The organism is Streptomyces sp. NBC_00237 (genome assembly GCF_026342435.1).
GTDB lineage: Bacteria > Actinomycetota > Actinomycetes > Streptomycetales > Streptomycetaceae > Streptomyces.
Genome location: NZ_JAPEMT010000002.1, coordinates 1863969 through 1882688, shown reverse-complemented (window position 1 = coordinate 1882688; position 18720 = coordinate 1863969). Strand labels below are relative to the sequence as shown.

Annotated in this window: 18 protein-coding genes; 7 read left to right on the top strand and 11 right to left on the bottom strand. The window is 70.7% G+C overall.

Annotated features, from left to right (window positions below; translation table 11 throughout):
- The first annotated feature begins 8 nt into the window (after positions 1-8).
- Positions 9-212 carry a DUF397 domain-containing protein gene (locus OG897_RS22090; protein ID WP_266658919.1) on the top strand — a complete coding sequence of 68 codons (204 nt, stop codon included), beginning with the start codon at positions 9-11 and terminating at the stop codon, positions 210-212.
- Between the two features lie 4 nt (positions 213-216).
- Here the strand turns inward: OG897_RS22090 and OG897_RS22085 are convergent, their stop codons facing one another.
- The 8 genes from OG897_RS22085 to OG897_RS22050 all read right to left on the bottom strand — a co-directional run bounded on the left by OG897_RS22085 (position 217) and on the right by OG897_RS22050 (position 7489).
- Entirely contained in the window at positions 217-1146 is a 930-nt protein-coding gene (locus OG897_RS22085) for an aldo/keto reductase (RefSeq protein ID WP_266658918.1), read from the bottom strand.
- A 389-nt stretch (positions 1147-1535) separates the two neighbouring features.
- The gene (locus tag OG897_RS22080; protein WP_266658917.1) at positions 1536-2210 is read right to left on the bottom strand and encodes a hypothetical protein; all 675 of its coding nucleotides are present in this window, start codon (positions 2208-2210) and stop codon (positions 1536-1538) included.
- Positions 2207-3352, bottom strand: coding sequence for a hypothetical protein (locus tag OG897_RS22075; protein ID WP_266658916.1), 1146 nt, complete (start codon positions 3350-3352; stop codon positions 2207-2209). The genes OG897_RS22080 and OG897_RS22075 overlap by 4 nt, the downstream gene beginning before the upstream one ends.
- The gene (locus OG897_RS22070) at positions 3349-4242 is read right to left on the bottom strand and encodes a ThiF family adenylyltransferase (RefSeq protein ID WP_266658915.1); all 894 of its coding nucleotides are present in this window, start codon (positions 4240-4242) and stop codon (positions 3349-3351) included. The genes OG897_RS22075 and OG897_RS22070 overlap by 4 nt, the downstream gene beginning before the upstream one ends.
- Positions 4232-4696, bottom strand: coding sequence for a hypothetical protein (locus OG897_RS22065; RefSeq protein ID WP_266658914.1), 465 nt, complete (start codon positions 4694-4696; stop codon positions 4232-4234). Before OG897_RS22065 ends, OG897_RS22070 begins: the two co-directional genes overlap by 11 nt.
- The gene (locus OG897_RS22060; RefSeq protein WP_266658913.1) at positions 4693-4860 is read right to left on the bottom strand and encodes a hypothetical protein; all 168 of its coding nucleotides are present in this window, start codon (positions 4858-4860) and stop codon (positions 4693-4695) included. Before OG897_RS22060 ends, OG897_RS22065 begins: the two co-directional genes overlap by 4 nt.
- Before the next feature lie 294 nt (positions 4861-5154).
- On the bottom strand, positions 5155-6570 hold the full coding sequence (locus OG897_RS22055; protein WP_266658912.1) for a HAMP domain-containing sensor histidine kinase: 1416 nt from the start codon (positions 6568-6570) through the stop codon (positions 5155-5157).
- A 238-nt stretch (positions 6571-6808) separates the two neighbouring features.
- Positions 6809-7489, bottom strand: a complete 681-nt coding sequence (locus OG897_RS22050; RefSeq protein WP_266658911.1) for a response regulator transcription factor — start codon at positions 7487-7489, stop codon at positions 6809-6811.
- 64 nt (positions 7490-7553) lie between these two features.
- Between OG897_RS22050 and OG897_RS22045 the strand changes: the two genes are divergently transcribed.
- Complete coding sequence (locus OG897_RS22045) at positions 7554-8735, top strand: glycosyltransferase (RefSeq protein ID WP_266658910.1); 1182 nt, start codon at positions 7554-7556, stop codon at positions 8733-8735.
- Positions 8732-9745, top strand: a complete 1014-nt coding sequence (locus OG897_RS22040) for a GDP-mannose 4,6-dehydratase (protein WP_266658909.1) — start codon at positions 8732-8734, stop codon at positions 9743-9745. The genes OG897_RS22045 and OG897_RS22040 overlap by 4 nt, the downstream gene beginning before the upstream one ends.
- 51 nt (positions 9746-9796) lie before the next feature.
- Here OG897_RS22040 and OG897_RS22035 read toward each other — a convergent pair whose 3' ends face one another.
- Entirely contained in the window at positions 9797-10495 is a 699-nt protein-coding gene (locus OG897_RS22035; protein ID WP_266658908.1) for a TetR/AcrR family transcriptional regulator, read from the bottom strand.
- Between the two features lie 277 nt (positions 10496-10772).
- Between OG897_RS22035 and OG897_RS22030 the strand changes: the two genes are divergently transcribed.
- From OG897_RS22030 to OG897_RS22015, 4 genes are all read left to right on the top strand, one after another.
- The gene (locus tag OG897_RS22030) at positions 10773-11735 is read left to right on the top strand and encodes a tetratricopeptide repeat protein (RefSeq protein WP_266658907.1); all 963 of its coding nucleotides are present in this window, start codon (positions 10773-10775) and stop codon (positions 11733-11735) included.
- Between the two features lie 766 nt (positions 11736-12501).
- On the top strand, positions 12502-13137 hold the full coding sequence (locus OG897_RS22025; protein WP_266658906.1) for a DUF6230 family protein: 636 nt from the start codon (positions 12502-12504) through the stop codon (positions 13135-13137).
- Positions 13138-13302: 165 nt separating this feature from the next.
- The gene (locus OG897_RS22020; protein WP_266658905.1) at positions 13303-14010 is read left to right on the top strand and encodes a DUF6114 domain-containing protein; all 708 of its coding nucleotides are present in this window, start codon (positions 13303-13305) and stop codon (positions 14008-14010) included.
- Positions 14000-15535, top strand: coding sequence for a hypothetical protein (locus OG897_RS22015; protein ID WP_266658904.1), 1536 nt, complete (start codon positions 14000-14002; stop codon positions 15533-15535). Before OG897_RS22020 ends, OG897_RS22015 begins: the two co-directional genes overlap by 11 nt.
- Positions 15536-15661: 126 nt before the next feature.
- Here the strand turns inward: OG897_RS22015 and pyk are convergent, their stop codons facing one another.
- On the bottom strand, positions 15662-17095 hold the full coding sequence (gene pyk / locus OG897_RS22010) for a pyruvate kinase (RefSeq protein ID WP_266658903.1): 1434 nt from the start codon (positions 17093-17095) through the stop codon (positions 15662-15664).
- A gap of 101 nt (positions 17096-17196) precedes the next feature.
- Positions 17197-18420, bottom strand: a complete 1224-nt coding sequence (locus tag OG897_RS22005) for an acetate kinase (protein ID WP_266658902.1) — start codon at positions 18418-18420, stop codon at positions 17197-17199.
- Positions 18421-18720 lie beyond the last annotated feature (300 nt).

The window sequence follows — 18720 nt, the reverse complement described above, 5'->3', positions numbered from 1 at the left end:
GCGTAGTCGTGCCTTCGACGAACAACTGGCAGAAGTCCTCGTTCTCCGGAACCGGGGACGACAACAACTGCGTGGAGCTGGCTGCATCCGCCACCTCCTCCCACCTCCACCTCCGCGAGAGCGAGGACCCGGGGGTGGTCCTCACCACCGGCCCCGCCCCGCTCCACAGCCTGCTGAAGGCGGTCAAGCGGGGGTTGGGGCACCAGGCGTAGGGCCCTACGCCGGGACGGTGTCGGTGGGGGAGGCCAGCAGGGCCATGTCCTCCGCGCAGAGCCGCAGCGAGGCGGCGGCGACGTTCGCCGTGAGGTGACCTGGGTCGCCCGTGCCCGGGATGGCCAGGACGTGCGGGCCCTGTTGCAGGGTCCAGGCCAGGCGGACCTGGGCGGGGGAGACCTGGTGGGCGCGGGCCACGGCCAGGACGCGGGAGTCCTCCGTGCCCGTCGCACCCGTCTCCCGGCCCGCGCCCGCGATGGCGTAGAAGGGCACGAAGGCGATGCCCTGTTCGCCGCAGGAGCGGAGGAGCGCGGTCTCCTCGGGGGCCGCCCCGGGGCCGTACGGGTTCTGGACGCAGACCACCGGCGCGATGGCCTGGGCCTCGGCGAGGTGAGCGGCCGTGACGTTGGAGAGGCCGAGGTGGCGGATCAGGCCCTCCTCGCGGAGTTCGGCGAGGGCACCGAAGTGCTCGGCGACGGAGCCCGTGGACGTGCTGCGCGGGATGCGGAGGTTGACGACGTCGAGCCGGTCGCGGCCGAGCGCGCGGAGGTTGTCCTGGACCTGGTCGCGGAGCTGGTGAGGTTCGGCGTACCACCACTCGCCGGACGGGGTGCGGTGCGGCCACACCTTGGTGGTGATGACGAGGTCGTCGGCGTACGGGGAGAGGGCCGCGCGGAGCAGGTCGTTGGAGGAGTGCGTGGAGGAGAAGTAGAAGGCGGCGGTGTCGAAGTGGTTCACGCCGAGCTCGACCGCCCGGCGGAGGAGGGCGACGGCCTGGTCGCGGTCGCGCGGGGGCGAGGTGACGTCGAGCGCGGGGCCGGTCTGGGGCAGGCGCATGGTGCCGTAACCGAGGCGGTTGACGGGGAGGTCCCCGCCGAGCTTCCAGGTGCCGGCGGCGGAAGCGGTGGGAGTGAGGGTGGGGCGGAGGGGCATGCAGGTCCTCGGGGTTGGGTGCGCGTAAGGGCGACGGGCGGATGCCGACTCGGAGTATGGGGGTACGGCGGAGGCGTGGAGAAGGGTTGAGGAGTCGGGCAAGAGTCACATCGGAAACGGGAATGCGGGGGCGGGGAACGGAGGTTGACACTGGTGTCACCGGCTGCGGCCAACGGGCCGACCGGGCCGGATCCGAGCCGGATCCGAAGCGCGTTGGACCCTCGCCCGGTCCCCGGCACGCGTACCCCCCCCCCCGCAGCGGAATTCCGGCGTGGGGCCGGGGCCGATACGGGCTCCCGCGTCGCGCGCGGAGACGAGCCGCCCGATGCACTCCAGGGCGGAGGCACCTGCCCCTGAGGAGCGCTTCGCGCGGCCCGCGCGCAGACGGGCTACTGCTGACTCTCGCGTGTCCGGGTCATGGTCCGGACGACGGTACTGGGGACCGTCGCCAGCCGCGGCGGCACGGCAAGCGCCATCTCCGCCCACGCCGGGATGGGATCCGGCGGCAGATGTGCTCCCCGGCGGAGGATCAGCCGCCGCATGAACCGAGACCCCAACTGCCACATCGCGATGTCCATTCCGCCGTCGGGAACCGGATACTCCACCGCGCGCGTCAGTTGGGTCTCGGTGTCGATGCGGACGGTGTTGTTGGTGAGCTTCGTCCATTCCGTCGTCAGTTCCGCTTTGGTCTTGGCGAGCCACACATCGCCTTCGGCGGAAATGTCGAGGCCGACGGTCCTGCCCAGCTGGATGGCCGTCTCGCGGCTGACACCCGCCTGTACCGTCCGGCTCTCGCTGAACTGACTCGGACCCGCCACCGACTCGACGAACAGCAGGTCCCAGAACCTCGTGTGCTCGAAGATGAAGGTCAGGCAATCAGCCACTTCCGCCAGGACTGCGGACGGCAGGACGGCGAAACCGGGCTCGTGGTGCAGCAACTCGTAGGTGAGATCGGGTGCTGAGGCCGCCCGTGACTCCGTCCACGGGGCCGAAGCGTCGGCGAGCTCCCCCAGATGGGATCCGACTGCGCTCCCGAGGAAGCCGGGAGGTTCGTGAGGGCTCATTCTTGCCGCCTCTGGGGTTCCTTGGGGGGACCCAGCCACCGGGCTGCCCACCCGGGCCGGGGATTCTGACTTTTCTGCACCTTGCCGACGAACTTGGCGAAGTCGGTGAAGACCGGCTCCAGGCCGCTCAGTCCGGTGCGGGCGACACCGACGATCCGCACCTCGACGCCCGGAACGTCCACCCCGAAGAGCTCGACCATTCCGTCGTCCCCACCGGGCTGGGACGGGTAGAGCAGTTTGGCCCTGACCGGACCGGCTTCGGTGTAAACGATTCCCTTGGCCAGTAGCCGCCCCTCAGTGGAGTGCAGTCGCAGCCCGTGGAGATCCGGGTACTCGATGAACCGCTGCTCGTCCGCGAGCGCCTGCCGACCTTCGGCGGTGTCGGTCCATCCCGGTATGCGCAGGACGGTCGGCCGCTTGCGGGAGATGTCCTCGTGGGCTGGGGCGCTCGCCGAGTGCACGTCAGGGTGAGCGGCTTGCTGAGGTTCCGATGCTCCGTGACCGTCCTCCCGCCCGACCACCGGCTTCTGCTGGGGCCCGTGCTGTCCGGGCCCGGGGGATTCCGGTGTGTCCTCCTGCGGCGGGCCGAGGTACGGCCGGACTTCGAGGGCCTCGGGCGGAATCAGATAGAAGCTGCCGGAACCCCTGATGAACAGATAGTGCTTCGCCGTCGCGAAACCCTTCCCGTCGACGCCCAGACTGACGAAGAAGTAGTCGTGATGGTGGTCGGGGTGGTTGACCGTGTCCAAGTAGCCTCGGACGTCACCCTCGCTCAACCTCGCCAGACCATTGGGATGATGGCTGTGCCAACTGCCGATGTGCTCGATGGCGGGGTAGCGCTGCTCCCATTGCCGGAACACCTGGGTCTGGTGTCGGGCGTCACCGAGGTGGAACCCCGCGGACCTTTCGGCGTTGGGCCCGGCGTCGATGTAGTCCGTCACCCGGAAGGTGATGTCCGCGAGAGCTGCCTTGCGCGCGTCCAGTGTTTTGTGCCGGGCGACTCCCTCGATGAATCCGACGTACTTTCCCCCGACTTCGATGCTCGGATGCTCCCTGATCTCCTGGGTGAACCTCTGCACCACCTGATCGGAGAGCAGGACCCGCACGGGCGAAGGGATCTGCTTCCCCGTTCCGTGCATCATGGGCGTGCCCCCCGGCAGTGCAGATGGCAGTCCTCGCGCGGCCGTAACAGAGCACGCCACGTCTGGTACATGGCGCCGAACAGTCCGTCGACCCTGCGCAGCGACAGCGTCAGCCAGTTGAAGGACGGCACGGTCAGATACGCCGAGCCCGCCCCCGCGAGCAGCGACAGGACGTAGTGCGCGTGGAACGAGGCGACGACCGAGATGTCCGCGGGGAGCCCCGAGGCCGTGAAGTCCGACTCGCCGAGGCCGTAGATCCTCTTCGTCTCCTCATCGGTGAGTTCGAGGAAGTTCTCGATGTCGTTGCCCTGCTCGAAGTTGTGCCGGTGCAGGCAGTCGTGGCAGCCGGACTCACCGGGCAGGTAGGCGTAGACCTCGCCGCCGAGACCCGTGCGGAACACGGAGCCGAACACACACATCGTCTGCTGTTCCACACAGACCTTGTTGACGAAGCTCCGGGCCGACGGGGTGTCCACCGCGCAGACCACGAGGTCTGCCGACGCGACGTCCTCGGGGAAGCCGCCGTCGGACATGACGTCGCCTCCGACCCTGTCGACGTGGGCGGCGGGGTTGCGGTCGAGCAGCCACTCCCGCGCGATCTCCGTCTTGAGACGGCCGAGATCGCTGCGCCGACCCGGGTGCTTGACCAGGTTGACGGGTTCCAGCACGTCGGGATCGTAGAGCGACCAGCGGCCGATGCCCGACATCGCGAGCCGCTCAAGAACCACCGCCCCACCGCTGCCCAGCCCCACGATCACCACCTTGACGGGGGCGAGGCCCGCGTCTCCGAGGAGGTAGTCGATCCTGGCTGTGTCGAGCCCGGCGGTTTTCAGCCCGGCGGTGTCGAGCCCGGCGTCGGGCACAGCGGTGCCCCCGGTTTCAGAGCTCATGCCAGATCTTCCTCAAGTTGTAGATGGGCCCGTGGCTGTGCTGCTCGCCACCGGGCCAGATGCGCTTGTCGAGATAGATCTCGTACTTGTTGAGCCACAGCGCCGTCTTCGCGACGACGAAGGCGACACTCATGAAGCTGTGCCACTGGGACTCCTTCATGACGCACAGCCCGCCGCCGATCAGGTGCGGGTTGGGGCGGGGCGTCCAGCCGTCCGGCAGGACCTGCGGCAGCTTGTGCGGGTACGAGGCCGACATCACGATCTTCAACGGATAGGTACTGCCGGCGAAGCGCACCGCCAGGGTGCCCTGGGCGACGCCGAGATCTCCGTTCGGTGACCCCCTGCGCACCGACCACCCCTCGAAGTGCAGATCGAGGATGCGCGCCTCCACGGCGAGACGGTCCACGGCGGTGGTGATCAGCAGGCTGCGCGGAACCTTGAACTCGGCGTTCATCGGGACCCGTACTCGCCCTTGGGGTCGGAAATGCCGGGGATGCGCTTGCCCGCGGCCGATGGCGCGCTGCCCACCACGTACACGGTGCCGTCCGCGCCGATCTCGATCAGATCGTCGTCGTTCGCGCTGGAGAGGATGCGTTCGGCTTCTTCGCGACTGGTCATGGTGCCCTCCCGTGGAGGCCCGCAGAAGGCGGACTGTGGCTGATTCCGCAGGGGGCACTGATGCTGAGGTTCCGGAATGCACCGGGGCCGGTGTACGCCCGGGTGCGGCGGCTCTCCAGGAGTGCGGGAATCAGGTGGCTGCTCACAGGCATAGCAGGGTGAATGGGATGTGCGCAACGAATCGGAACAACCTCGCGACGGGCACAAAGCTTCGACACGTAGAGGCAGTTGAGAGCCTGTGCCGCCTGTTTCGGGTGGGCTCCGCGAGAGTGCGGGCGACTGACCCTCCCGTGATCACCCGCCCGTACGGTCCCCGAACCGCAAGCGGAACGACGCCCCGCCCCCCGCGGCCTGTTCGGCCGTCAGCTCGGCCCCGTGGGCGCGGGCGATCTGGCGGGCCATGGCGAGACCCAGGCCCGAACCCGGCAGGGCCCGGGCCGCCTCCGCACGGTAGAAGCGGTCGAAGACGTACGGGAGGTCCTCGGCGGCGATTCCGGGGCCGTGGTCGCGGACGGTGATCTCCAAGTGGCCGCTAGGGAGGGAGAGTTCGACTTCGACGGGCACTCCGGGCGGGCTGAACTTGGCGGCGTTGTCGAGGAGGTTGGTGAGGAGGCGGGTGAGGCGGGCCGGTACGCCGGGGAGGGTGACCGCAGACGCTGCCTCCGCCACGGACAGCGGGAACGGGGTCGTCGGCCAGTGGGCCTCCGCCGTCCGCACCGCGTGCTCCACCACGGACGACATCCGCACCTCCTCCAGGAGGGGCTGGGGTTCCTCGTCGCGGGCCAGTTCGATCAGGTCGTTGACCAGGCCCGTCACCTCGCGGAGCTGGCGGCCGAGTGCTCCCGACGCCCGGTCCCGTTGCGCCGGGCTCAACCGGTCGGCGCGGGCCAGGAGTTCGGCGTTCGTGCGGAGGGCCGTGAGCGGGGTGCGGAGTTCGTGGGAGGCGTCGGCGACCAGGCGGCGTTGGGCGGACACGGACTGCTCCAGTTCGCCGAGCATGGTGTTGAAGCTGGCGGCGAGGCGGGTCACCTCGTCCTCGCGGCCCGGGGGGCCCGGTGGCAGCTCGATGCGGTGGCGGGGGTCGCGGGTGGCGGCGATCCGTTCGGCGGTGGCCGTGAGGCGGGCGACGGGGGCCAGTCCCGTACGGGAGACCCAGTAGCCGAGCGCGGCTGCGAGCAGGACGCCCGCGCCGCCGACGGCGGAGAGGAGGAGGGCGGCCTGGCGGATGCCGCGCTCCACCGAGTCGGCGCGCAGGGCGAGTTGGAGAGCACGGCCGCCGCCGATGGGCGTGACCGCCATGCGGGCCGGGTGGCCTTCGAGGGTGAAGTTGGAGAAGTACGGGGCGCGGTCCCCGGACGCCACCTCGCGGACCGGGGCCGAGACCGGGAGGACGTAGGGACTCGTGGGGTCCTTCACCGGGTCGGCGGGGACGACCTGCGCACACGCCGGGGCGGAGAGGTACCGGCACTCGCCCGCGAGGACGCCGGTGGAGGGGTGCCGGTCGGCCTGGATGGTGCGGGTGCCCGACTGGGTCAGGTTCAGGTCGAGCTGGTGGTACATCTCGTACCGGATGACGACGTACGCGGCCGCGCACACCCCGATCGCGACGAGCGCCACGGCGGCCGAGGCGGCGAGCGCGAGGCGGGTGCGCAGGGGACGGTGGCGACGCCAGCGCGCTCCCAGGGCACGTCTGCGTCGGCCGCCGCTCATGACGGGTCCAGGGGGAGGGAGCCACCAGCGGTGGGGCCGGTGTGCGGGGCCCGCCCGGTCGGGCCTGCCGTGGCCGCGTGCCCGGCGGCGGGTGCGCGGTGGAGCGCGGCCCAGTGAAGTCCGGCGGCAGGCATCCCGTGGAGCCCGGCGGCAGGCGTCCCGTGAAGTCCGGCGGCAGGCGTCCCGTGGAGCCCGGCCCGACGCCACCGTCCCGGCGCGTGCAGGCACCGGTTCCCGCTCACGCCAGGTCCAGTCGGTAGCCGACGCCGTGCACCGTGTGGACGAGGCGGGGTTCGCCCGCCGCCTCCAGCTTGCGGCGCAGGTAACCCACGTACACCGCGAGGGAGTTGGAGTCGGGGCCGAAGTCGCGGCCCCAGACCAGTTCGAGGATCAGCTCGCGGGGGAGGACCTGGCCGGGATGGCGCAACAACAACTCCAGCAGCGCGAATTCGGTGCGGCTGAATTCCAGGGGGCGGCCCGAGCGGTGGCCCGTCCGGGTGACCGGGTCGACGGTCAGGTCGGCGTACGAGAGGGAGCCGTCCTCGTCCGGGAGCGGGGCGGCGCGGCGGATGAGGGCCCGGACGCGGGCGACCAGCTCGTCGAGGGCGAAGGGCTTGACGAGGTAGTCGTCGGCGCCCGCGTCCAGGCCGTCGACCCGGTCGCTCACCGAGTCGAGTGCCGTGAGGACGAGGATCGGGGTGCGGTTGCCGAGGCCGCGCAACTGGCGGCAGACGGCGAGGCCGTCCATGACCGGCATCATCACGTCCAGGACGAGTGCGTCCGGCTGCCAGGCGGCGACGGACGAGAGGGCCGCCAGACCGTCGGGCGCGCCGTGGACCTCGTACCCCTCGATGGAGAGGCCGTCCTCGACGGCGGCCCGCACTTCCGGCTCGTCGTCGACCACCAGGATCTTCGTCATATGACGAATCCTGCCAAACCAGGCTCTTAGAAGCTTCTTAGGGATCTTCGTGAGTGTGGCGGCCATGCGCACACCACTCTCAGTCGGACCCCACCGCGCCGGTCCCCTCTCCGTCGTGATCGGGGCGGGCGGCACCGGGGGCCACATCTACCCGGGGCTCGCACTCGCCGAAGCCCTGCGCCGGGCCGTGCCCGACGCCGTGATCTCGTTCGTCGGGACCACCCGGGGGCTGGAGAAGGACCTCATACCGGGGGCCGGGTACCGGCTGCACACCGTCGACATGATCCCGTTCGACCCGTCGCTGGGGGCGAAGAGATTCCTGCTGCCCGCAGCCCTCCTGAAGTCGGGGGCGCAGGCCCGCGCGATCCTGAAGGAGCAGGGGGCGCACGTCGCCGTCGGCATGGGCGGCTATCCGAGCGCTCCCGTGATCGTCGGCGCGAAGATGGCCGGGCTGCCGAGCATCATCCACGAGTCGAACGCGGTCCCCGGGCGGGCCAACCAGTTCGCCGCCCGGCTGACCGGCAACGTCGCCATCGCCTTCGACCGGAGCCGGGCCCATCTGGCGGGCGGGCAGAACGCCCTCACCGTCGGGATGCCGATCGCCGCCTCCCTCGCCCACCTCGACCGGGAGGGGCTGCGGGCCGAGGCCCGGCGGGCGACGGGCGTCCCCGAGGGGGCGCGGCTCGTGCTCTTCAACGGGGGCAGCCTGGGGGCCGTACGGCTGACCGAGGCGGCCGTCGGGCTCGCCGAGCGGTGGCGCGGGCGGGACGACGTACACCTGCTGATCAAGACCGGTCCTGCCACGCTGGAGGAGACCCGTCAGAGGGTCGGGGGCAACCCCGTCGCCACGGTCGTGAAGTACCTCGACCGGATGGATCTCGCGTACGCCGCCGCCGACCTCGTGGTCTGCCGGGCCGGGTCGGCGACCGTCGCCGAGCTGGAGACCGTCGGCGTCCCCGCCGTCCTCGTGCCCTATCCGCACGCCCCCGGCGACCACCAGACGCACAACGCCCGCGTGCTGTCCGACGCGGGGGCCGCCCATCTCGTACCGGACGCCGAGACCACCGCCGAGCGCCTCGCCGCGCTCGTCGAGCCGCTGCTCGCGGACCCGGCACGGCTCGCCGCGATGGCGCGGGCCGCCGGGCCCAGCACGCACGCGCAGGCCGCCGACCTGCTGGCCGCACAGGTGCTGCGGCTGTCCGGACTTCCCGAACACACCTACCGCGCAATGGAGTTGACCCGATGATCTTCGGTGAGTACAGCAACCGCATCGACTGGAACGGCCGCAAGGTCCTCGTCACCGGCGCCGAGGGCTTCATCGGCTCCACGCTCGTCGACCTGCTGGTGGAGCGCGGCGCGGACGTCCGCGCCTTCGTGCACTACAAGCCGTACGCCGAGAAGGGCTTCCTGAAGCACCATCTGACGAACGATCAGGTGGAGATGTTCACGGGCGACGTCCGTGACGCGGGGCGCGTCTCGGACGCCGTCGAGGGCATGGACACCGTCTTCCACCTCGCCGCGCTCATCGGCATCCCGTACAGCTACTCCTCGCCCGGTGCGTACGTCCAGACGAACGTCGTGGGTACGGAGAACATCGCGGAGGCGTGCCGTCGGCACAGCGTCCGCCGCCTCGTCCACACCTCCACCAGCGAGGTGTACGGGACCGCCCTGACGGCCCCGATCAGCGAGGCCCACCCGCTCCAGCCGCAGTCGCCGTACTCCGCGTCCAAGATCGGCGCCGACATGATGGCGCTCAGCTTCCACCACGCCTTCGAGCTGCCGGTGACGGTCGTACGGCCCTTCAACACGTACGGGCCGAGGCAGTCGGCGCGTGCCGTCATCCCCACCATCCTGGCCCAGCTGCACGCCGGTGCGCGGGAGATCAAGCTCGGCTCGCTCACGCCGACCCGCGACTTCACGTACGTCACGGACACCGCGCGCGGCTTCCTGGCGATGGCGGACTGCGACCGGGCCCTCGGACAGACCGTCAACCTCGGCACCGGACGAGAGATCGCCATCGGCGAGCTGGCGCAGGCCCTGATCGCCGCCTCCGGGCGGGACGCCGAGGTCGTCGTCGACCCGGCGCGCCTGCGGCCCTCCGGCAGTGAGGTCGAGCGGCTGCTCTCCGACAACACCCGGGCGCGCGAATGGGCGGGCTGGGAGCCGGAGACGAGCCTGGAGGAGGGGCTGAAGCGGACGAGCGAGTGGGTCGCGGAGAACGTGCACCTCTTCGCGCCGGACCGCTACCAGGTCTGAATCACCCCGGGAACACCAGGTCGGCGTCACCCCCGGAACACCAGGTCCGCGTCACCCGGGGGACACCCCGCCCAGGCCCCCCACCAGCAGCGCCGTGAAATTGCGCGCCCACGTCGCGTCCACCGGCTCCGCGCTCACCAGGGCCCGGTGCACGACGGCCCCGGCGATCACGTCGAAGATCAGGTCCGCGTTGCGGGCTGCCTGTACGGAGGACTCCTCGTACGGCAGCTCGCCGCGGGCCTGCGCGCGTTCCCGGCCCAGGAGCACGAGGCGCTTCTGGCGGTCCACGATCGCCGAGCGGATGCGCTCGCGCAGGGCCGTGTCCCGGGTCGACTCCGCGACCACCGCCATCAGCGCGGTCTTCGTCTCCGGCCGCTCAAGCAGCGCCGCGAACTGCAGCACCACACCCTGTACGTCCTCCAGCAGGCTGCCCCGGTCGGGCAGCTCCAGCTCGTCGAAGAGGACCGCGACCGCGTCCACGACCAGCTCGTTCTTGTGCGCCCAGCGCCGGTAGAGGGTGGTCTTGGCGACCCCGGCGCGCTGTGCCACGTCGCCCATCGTCAGCTTCGACCAGCCCAGCTCCACCAGCGCGTCCCGCGTCGCCGCGAGGATCGCCTCGTCGGCGGCGGCGCTGCGCGGGCGTCCGGTACGGGGGCCGTTGCCGGGTCCGACACCGGGTCCGACACCGGGTCCGTTGCCGGGTTCGTTACGGGGCTGCGCAGGAGTGGCGGGAGTGGCGGGGGTGGACATGCCTGCGACCATACCGGCGAGTAGGTACGGCTCGGCAGGGGCGCGGCGCACGTCTTTGGGGAAGGAAGTCGTGAGGGAGATCACGAGGCGCTCGGAGGGCTTGTCGAGTTACGCTACGACCTGTAGCGAAAGCCCACGGGAAGTCCCTCGCGGACATCCGGGCGGGCCGAGCGACAACCACAGGCGCCAGGTGGGGACCCGGCGCCACAGGTACCACCCGTCGTGGCACTGCCGCGACGCTTTTCTGAACCGGTCGCCGAGGGGGGAGGATGTACGCATGCAGCCTAGGAACATGTCCATGAGCGGCGTCGTCGACCTCGCCGCGGTGAAAGCGGCCAACGAGGCCAAGCAGAAGGCGGAACAGGCGCGCGCCGAAGCCGCCCGGCAGGGCGGCGCACCGGCCGTACCCGCCTCGAACCTCGTGTTCGACGTCGACGAGGCCGGATTCGAGACCTCCGTACTCCAGCTCGCCTCCGAGGTGCCGGTCGTCGTGGCCTTCTGGTCGCGCCGTTCCGAGCAGAGCGAGCAGCTGGTCCAGCAGCTCGCGGACCTCGCGGTCGAGTACCGGGGGCGCTTCGTCCTCGCCAAGGTCGAGGGCGAGAGCGCCCCGATGCTCCTTCAGCAGTTCGCCGTCCAGGGCGTACCGGCCGTCTTCGCCGTCGTCGCGGGACAGGCGCTGCCGCTCTTCCAGGGCGTCGCGCCCGAGGAGCAGGTCCGGGCCACCCTCGACCAGCTGATCCAGGTCGGCGAGGAGCGCTTCGGGCTGACCGGCATCCCGGTCGCGGACGGCCCCGCGCCGGTCGACGCCCCGGCGCCGGTCGGCCCGTACGACGCGCTGCTCGACGCCGCGATGGACGCGCTGAACGTCAACGACTTCGCGGGCGCGGTCCGGGCGTACCAGAACGTACTCGCCGACGACCCGGCGAACCCGGACGCGAAGGCCGGTCTCGCGCAGGCCGAACTGCTGGGCCGCGTCACGCAGTTGGACCCGCAGCAGACCCGCAAGGACGCCGCCGAGCGCCCGGCGGACGTGCCCGCGCAGATCGCCGCCGCCGAACTCGACCTCGCGGGCGGCCACATCGAGGACGCCTTCGGGCGGCTCGTGGACACGGTGCGCGTGACGGCCGGGGACGACCGGGACGCGGCGCGCGTACGGCTGCTCGAACTCTTCGAGGTCGTCGGGGCGGACGACCCCCGGGTGAGCGCGGCGCGGACGAAGCTGGCGCGGGTGCTGTTCTAGCCCGGACGGCCCGGACGGCCCGGACGGCCCGGACGGCCCAGACGGTCCTGACGCCTTCGGAGGGGCCCGTTCCGCCCTCCGGAACCGTCCGCTCCGTAACGAAGCTTCCTTGTGGAAGTCCTTCGTACGGAAGTGCTCAAAGCTGCCTCGCGGGGTGTCGGTGCTGTGCGCATCGGCACCCCGTGCAGCTCTCCTTGTCGATAAATCACGGCCGCGCTTTGCCAAATCTTGGCAATCGCGGCCGCTGTTACTCGCAGTAAAGCGAACTCGCCCTTCTGTCCGCCTTGTTGCGGCATTCACCCGATATTCCGCGTCACGCGACGCAGCCGTCCGCGACCCAGCGAGACCGCCCGGCGGCGCTTCGGTTATCCGCCCGTTACTAGCCAGTAACGAACCCCCTTGTGCCCGGCCCGTGAATGCACCACGATCGGCCTCGCCTGGTCCATTGCCCGCGTCCTGACAAGCCAGTCGGGGCCCGCGGGTCTTTTGGGTCCCCACCGGGTGGGCCGGCGGCAGTGGTGCCGGCTCTGGACAGGGGGGTCTCCGCTTGTGCGGCGGGGCCTGTCCAGCAGGTTGCGCGAACGCGTGGCCAGTGGTTGTCGCTCGGGGGTGATCGCCGGTGATTCGGACGGCACGGACGTGGCTCACGCCGTGGTTCACGCCTGATGACGCGGGCGCCCGCACTCCGAGGACGTAGCACTTCTCCCATCCCAGGACGGGCCCTCGCCCGCATCCGGAGATGTACGTCCGAGAAGGAGGAAAGTACATGAGTTCCCAAGTACGCGGTGGAACCAGATGGCGTCGCTTCGCGGTCGTCATGGTGCCGAGCGTTGCCGCTACCGCGGCGATAGGCGTGGCCATGGCCCAGGGCGCGCTGGCGGCTTCGTTCAGCGTCTCCGGCCAGGACTTCAAGGTCACCACCGACAAGCTCGACGGCACGGGCTTCGTGCAGTACGGCTCGATCGCCGAAGGCACCGACCTGAAGGGGAACCCGGCCCTTCACCCGGTCGCGGTCTCCGGCTTCAAGTCGGCCAAGATCACGAACATGTGCCAGTCGGTCGTCACGCCCGACGTCCCGATCTTCGGCAGCATCAGCCTGATGCTGAAGGCCGGTACGGACGCGGCCAAGCCGGTCGAGGCCGAGAACATCTACCTCGACGTCGCCGACCTCGACGCCGACGCCGAGTTCTCGAACATCGACATCGGTGTCGCCGCGGGCAAGGCCACCAAGGGCCCCGGCATCCAGAAGGGCACGAAGGCCAACCCCTTCGGCTTCGCGCAGCAGGCCGACAAGGCCGTGCTGACGAACGTGAAGCAGCGCGCCTGGGCGACCTCGGCGGGCACGTTCAAGCTCAACGGCCTGAGCCTGCGCCTGCACAAGGGCGTCAAGGAGTGCTACTAAGCACTCCGCTGCGGGCGGGGTGCTGACAACTGCCCTGTCCGGCAGCTTGATTGACGGTACGTCAGTGACTGTCGGTCTGCGCTGCCGGGCGGGTGCGGGGTGCCTCGCCCGCTCCTCCCTCCCTCATCTTCTGCACAGCAACACCGGTTCCAGGGAGCTGTTTTCATGAGCGCCGAGACCTCGGTTCCGAGCGAGAGCCGCGATTTCCACTACTGGCGGCTGCGTTTCCGCGCCTGGCGGGGCGTCCGGCCGTTCTGGGCGGGACTCCTCACCATCCTCGGTGGCGTCCCGATCATGTATTTCCCGTACAACGACCTCAAAATGGGCGCGCTCACGCTCACCATGGCGACGACGGCGGGCGCGGGCTCGCTGATCATCGGCGTCCTGCTGGTCACTCTCGGCCTCACGATGTGGTTCCACTCCATCGTGCGGATCTTCGCCGGTGTGGCCGCGATCCTGCTGGCCCTGGTCTCCATCCCGGTGTCGAACATCGGCGGCTTCATCGTCGGCTTCCTGCTGGCGCTGCTCGGCGGTGCGATGTCGATCGCGTGGGCCCCGGCGAAGGGGGCGGCCGCACCGGCTCCGGTGGAGCCCGCCGCTTCCGCTCCCGCCGCTTCCGCTCCCGCCGGGGCTGTCGCTTCGGCCGGTACGTACCCGGGCCCGGGCGGTCCGGAAACGCCGGCCGAGCAGACGATGGCCCTGACGCAGGTGCCGCCGCAGGCGGAGCCCTCCGAGGGCTCGCAGCCGAAGGCGAACCTCACGAAGTCCGCGCCCGCGTCCGCGCCCGAGGGCCGGGGGACCGGTCCGGGCGACACGAACACGACGACTGACACATCTGTCGACGCCAATGGCAGGAGGAACAGTGCGGGGTGACGAGGCCCAAGCGACCGCGGGCGGGGGAGCGGAGGCCCGGGTCAGAAGCGGGCCGCGTCACGCGGCCCCCAAGAAGTCGCTGCTGACCAAGTTCCACATGCCCGCGGGCAAGGCGCTCGCCCTCGCGGCGATGCCCACCGCGGTGTTCGTCGGCCTGAGCCTGACGCCGAAGCTGGCGATGGCCGCCGAGGAGCCGGGCAACCCGTTCGTCCCGGGCCCGTGCGTGACGCAGCCGGACGAGGCGGGCCAGGGTGCCGACAAGGCTGACAAGCCTGACAAGGCCGACGGGGCGGAGAAGCCCGACAAGGACGGCGACGGCAAGCCGGACGCCGACAAGGGCGATGAGACGGGCAAGGGCGACAAGCCCGACCCCGCGAAGCCGGACCCCGCGAAGCCCGACCCCGCCGGTCCCGACGCCACGAAGCCGAAGCCGGACCCGGCCGGGACCCCGGCGCCGGACGCGACGAAGCCCCCGGCCGATCCTGCCGACGGCGCGGAGAAGAAGGCCCCGGACGCTCCCGCGCCCGCGCCCACCCCCTCCGAGACGGAGACCAAGAACCCGCTCGACCCGCTCGGCGTGGGTCCCGCGATCAAGGACTTCTTCGAGGGCCTGGGTGGCAAGAAGGAGGAGCCCGCTCCTCCGGCCGAGGCCCCGGCGAAGCCGGACGCGGACGCAGCCAAGGACGCCGAGGCTCCTGCGGACGCCGCGAAGAAGCCCGCTGCGGACGTGGCGGCCCCCAAGCCCGCCCCCACGGCGGACAAGGCCGCCCAGGTCAAGGACGCCAAGGACGCCAAGGCCGCCGAGGACAAGGCTGCCGAGGACGAGGCCAAGGAAAAGCTCGACAAGGAAGCCAAGGCCGCCAAAGAGGCCAAGGAGAAGGCGGACGCCGCCACCGCCAAGACCGAGAAGGCCATCAAGGCCGCCGCCGAGAAGCTCGGCATCAAGGTCGAGGACTTCGACAAGGACGGCGACGGCAAGCCCGACCTCGTCCCCAACGAAGACGGCCTGATCCCCTTCCCCTGCCCGACCGCGGACCCGGACGCCCTGGCCAACGCCAAGCTGGAGCCGGGCATACCGGACCTCCCGGACGACCCCTGGATCCTGGAAACCTCGATGCTCACGCTCCGCGGCCTGGACTACGCGGGCGTCGTGGAGGTCCGCACGGCGGGCGGCAAGATCAAGAAGGTCCTGAAGTTCACCGCCAAGGAAACGGACATCAAGGACCTGCACCAGACGACGGTGGGCCCGGGCGGCACCACGGGCCACGTGCAGGCCCGCAAGGGCTCCACCTCCACCCTCCGCCAGGGCACCGTCACCATGTACACGGAGGAACTGAAGGGCAACCTCTTCGGCCTCATCCCGGTGACCTTCAGCCCGCAGACCCCGCCCCCGCTGAACGTCCCCATCGCGATGTTCACCAAGGTCAAGGTCACGCAGGCAGGCCAGTTCGGCGGCACCCTCACCGTCCCCGGCCTGCACAACTACTTCACCGGCCCCGGCACGGGCCAGGCGGCGGCCAACTGAGTTCCGCCAGCCTTGGCCTTCCACTGACCGCGTCGTAGTGTGCGGACATGCCGGTGAGGGCGGGTCCCGGGGTGAGTTCCCCGGGGCCCGCCCTCACTCGCGTACGAGCGGAGTGGCCGACTGCCGTCAGGCGGTGGCCTCTTCGCCGCCCAGGTGGTGGACCCGGACCATGTTCGTGGTGCCGGGGATGCCGGGGGGCGAGCCCGCAGTGATGATCATGGTGTCACCGTTGTTGTAGCGCTGGAGCTTCAGCAGCTCGGCGTCGACCAGGTCGACCATCGCGTCCGTGTTGTGCACGTGGGGGACCACGAAGGACTCGACGCCCCAGCTCAGCGCGAGCTGGTTGCGGGTGCCCTCGTCCGTGGTGAAGGCCAGGATCGGCTGGGCCGCGCGGTAGCGGGACAGGCGGCGGGCCGTGTCGCCGGACTTGGTGAAGGCGACCAGGGCCTTGCCGTCGAGGAAGTCGGCGATCTCGCAGGCCGCGCGGGCGACGGAGCCGCCCTGGGTGCGGGGCTTCTTGCCGGGGACCAGGGGCTGGAGGCCCTTGGAGAGGAGCTCCTCCTCGGCCGCGACGACGATCTTCGACATCGTCTTGACGGTCTCGATCGGGTACGCGCCGACCGAGGACTCGGCCGAGAGCATGACCGCGTCCGCGCCGTCGAGGATCGCGTTGGCGACGTCGGACGCCTCCGCGCGCGTCGGGCGGGAGTTGGTGATCATCGACTCCATCATCTGGGTCGCCACGATCACCGGCTTGGCGTTGCGGCGGCACAGCTCCACCAGGCGCTTCTGCACCATCGGGACCTTTTCGAGCGGGTACTCGACGGCCAGGTCGCCACGGGCCACCATGACGCCGTCGAAGGCCGCGACGATGCCCTCCATGTGCTCGACGGCCTGCGGCTTCTCCACCTTGGCGATGACGGGGACCCGGCGGCCCTCCTCGTCCATCACCTTGTGGACGTCCTTGACGTCGTTGGCGTCGCGGACGAAGGACAGGGCGACCAGGTCGCAGCCCATGCGCAGTGCGAAGCGGAGGTCCTCGACGTCCTTCTCGGACAGGGCCGGGACGTTCACCGCCGCGCCGGGCAGGTTGATGCCCTTGTGGTCGGAGATGACACCGCCCTCGATGACGATCGTCTTCACGCGCGGGCCGTCGACCGACACGACCTTCAGCTCGACGTTGCCGTCGTTGATGAGGATCGGGTCGCCCTTCTGGACGTCGCCCGGCAGACCCTTGTACGTGGTGCCGCAGATGGACTTGTCGCCCGGGACGTCCTCGGCGGTGATGGTGAACTCGTCACCTCGGACCAGCTCGACGGGGCCCTCGGCGAACTTCGCCAGGCGGATCTTCGGACCCTGGAGGTCGGCGAGCACGCCCACCGCGCGGCCGGTCTCGGCGGCGGCCTTGCGGACGCGGTCGTACCGGCCCTGGTGCTCCTCCTGGGTGCCGTGGCTGAAGTTGAATCGGGCCACGCTCATGCCGGCTTCGATCAGAGCGACGAGCTGCTCGTGCGAGTCGACGGCGGGGCCAAGGGTGCAGACGATTTTGGAACGGCGCATAAGACGATCCTATCGGTTTGTTTCGCTGCGGAATATTCCGTCTGGTGGAATGTACAAATGGGCGCGGTCGCGCTCAGACGGGCTCCGCCGGAGTTTTGGGATTAGGCGCTGACCAGGGAGTAGACCTGGGTCGCGATTTCCAGTTCTTCGTCGGTCGGTACAACGGCCACGGCTACCCGGGCGTACTCCGGCGAAATGATCCGGGGTTCGTCGGAACGTACGGAATTGAGTTCCAGGTCCACCGCCAGACCCAGTTCCGCCAGGCCCGCCACGGCCGCCTCGCGCACCGGGGCGGCGTTCTCACCGACGCCCGCCGTGAAGGCCACCGCGTCCACCTTGCCGAGTACGGCGGAGTAGGCGCCGATGTACTTCTTCAGCCGGTGGATGTAGATCTCGAAGGCGAGTTCGGCCTGCTTGTCGCCCGCGTCGATACGACGGCGGATTTCCCGCATGTCGTTGTCGCCGCAGAGTCCGACGAGACCGCTCTTCTTGTTGAGGAGCGTGTCGATTTCGTCGGTCGACATTCCGGCTACCCGCTCCAGGTGGAAGATCACCGCCGGGTCGAGATCGCCGGAACGGGTGCCCATCACCAGCCCTTCGAGGGGGGTGAGGCCCATGGAGGTGTCCACGCAGCGACCGCCCGCGACGGCGGAGGCGGAGGCTCCGTTGCCGAGGTGCAGGACGATGACGTTGACCTCTTCCGGGGTCTTGCCGAGGAGTTCCGCCGTCTTGCGGGACACGTAGGCGTGTGAGGTGCCGTGGAAGCCGTAGCGGCGGATGCGGTGGGCGTCGGCGGTCTCGACGTCGATCGCGTAGCGGGCCGCGTGCTCCGGCATCGTCGTGTGGAACGCGGTGTCGAAGACGGCGACCTGGGGAAGGTCGGGGCGCAGGGCCTGGGCCGTCTTGATGCCGGTGATGTTGGCGGGGTTGTGCAGGGGCGCGACGGGGACCAGGCGCTCGATCTCCGCCATGACCTCGTCCGTGATGACGGTCGGCGCGGAGAACTTCAGGCCGCCGTGGACGACGCGGTGGCCGATCGCGGCCAGTTCGGGGGAGTCCAGGCCGATGCCGTCGGCGGCGAGCTCCAGGGCGACGGCCTGGAGGGCTTCGGCGTGGTCGGCGAAGCGGGTCTCCTGGGTGCGCTTCTGGCCGGCGGCCGGGCCGAGGAGGGGGGTGTGGGCGAGCGCGGAGGTCTGCTCGCCGATCTTCTCGACGAGGCCGACGGCGAGGCGGGAGCGGTCGCGCATGTCGAGGAGCTGGTACTTGACGGAGGAGGAGCCGGAGTTGAGGACGAGGATGCGGGTGGGGGTGGGGGTGGAGGTCACGGGGGTGGCTTTCTCGTACGGGGGTCAGGGCGGGCGGTACGGGGCCGGGTCGGGCGGTGTCGGGGGTGCGGGGCCCCTTCGGGTGGGGCGGGGCCCCTTTGCGGGGTTCGGCGGTGGCGGGGGCGGGCGGGGGTGCTCCGGGGTGGGCCCGGAGCGAGGGGGGCCGCCCCCTTGCCCGCCCGTTCCGCCCCCGGGGGGCGGCCCCGCCGCCCGAGGGGGCTGGGCGAGGCGGCGCCGCCCGAGGGGGCTGGGCGAGGCGGCGCCGCCCGAGGGGGCTGGGCGAGGCGGCGCCGCCCGAGC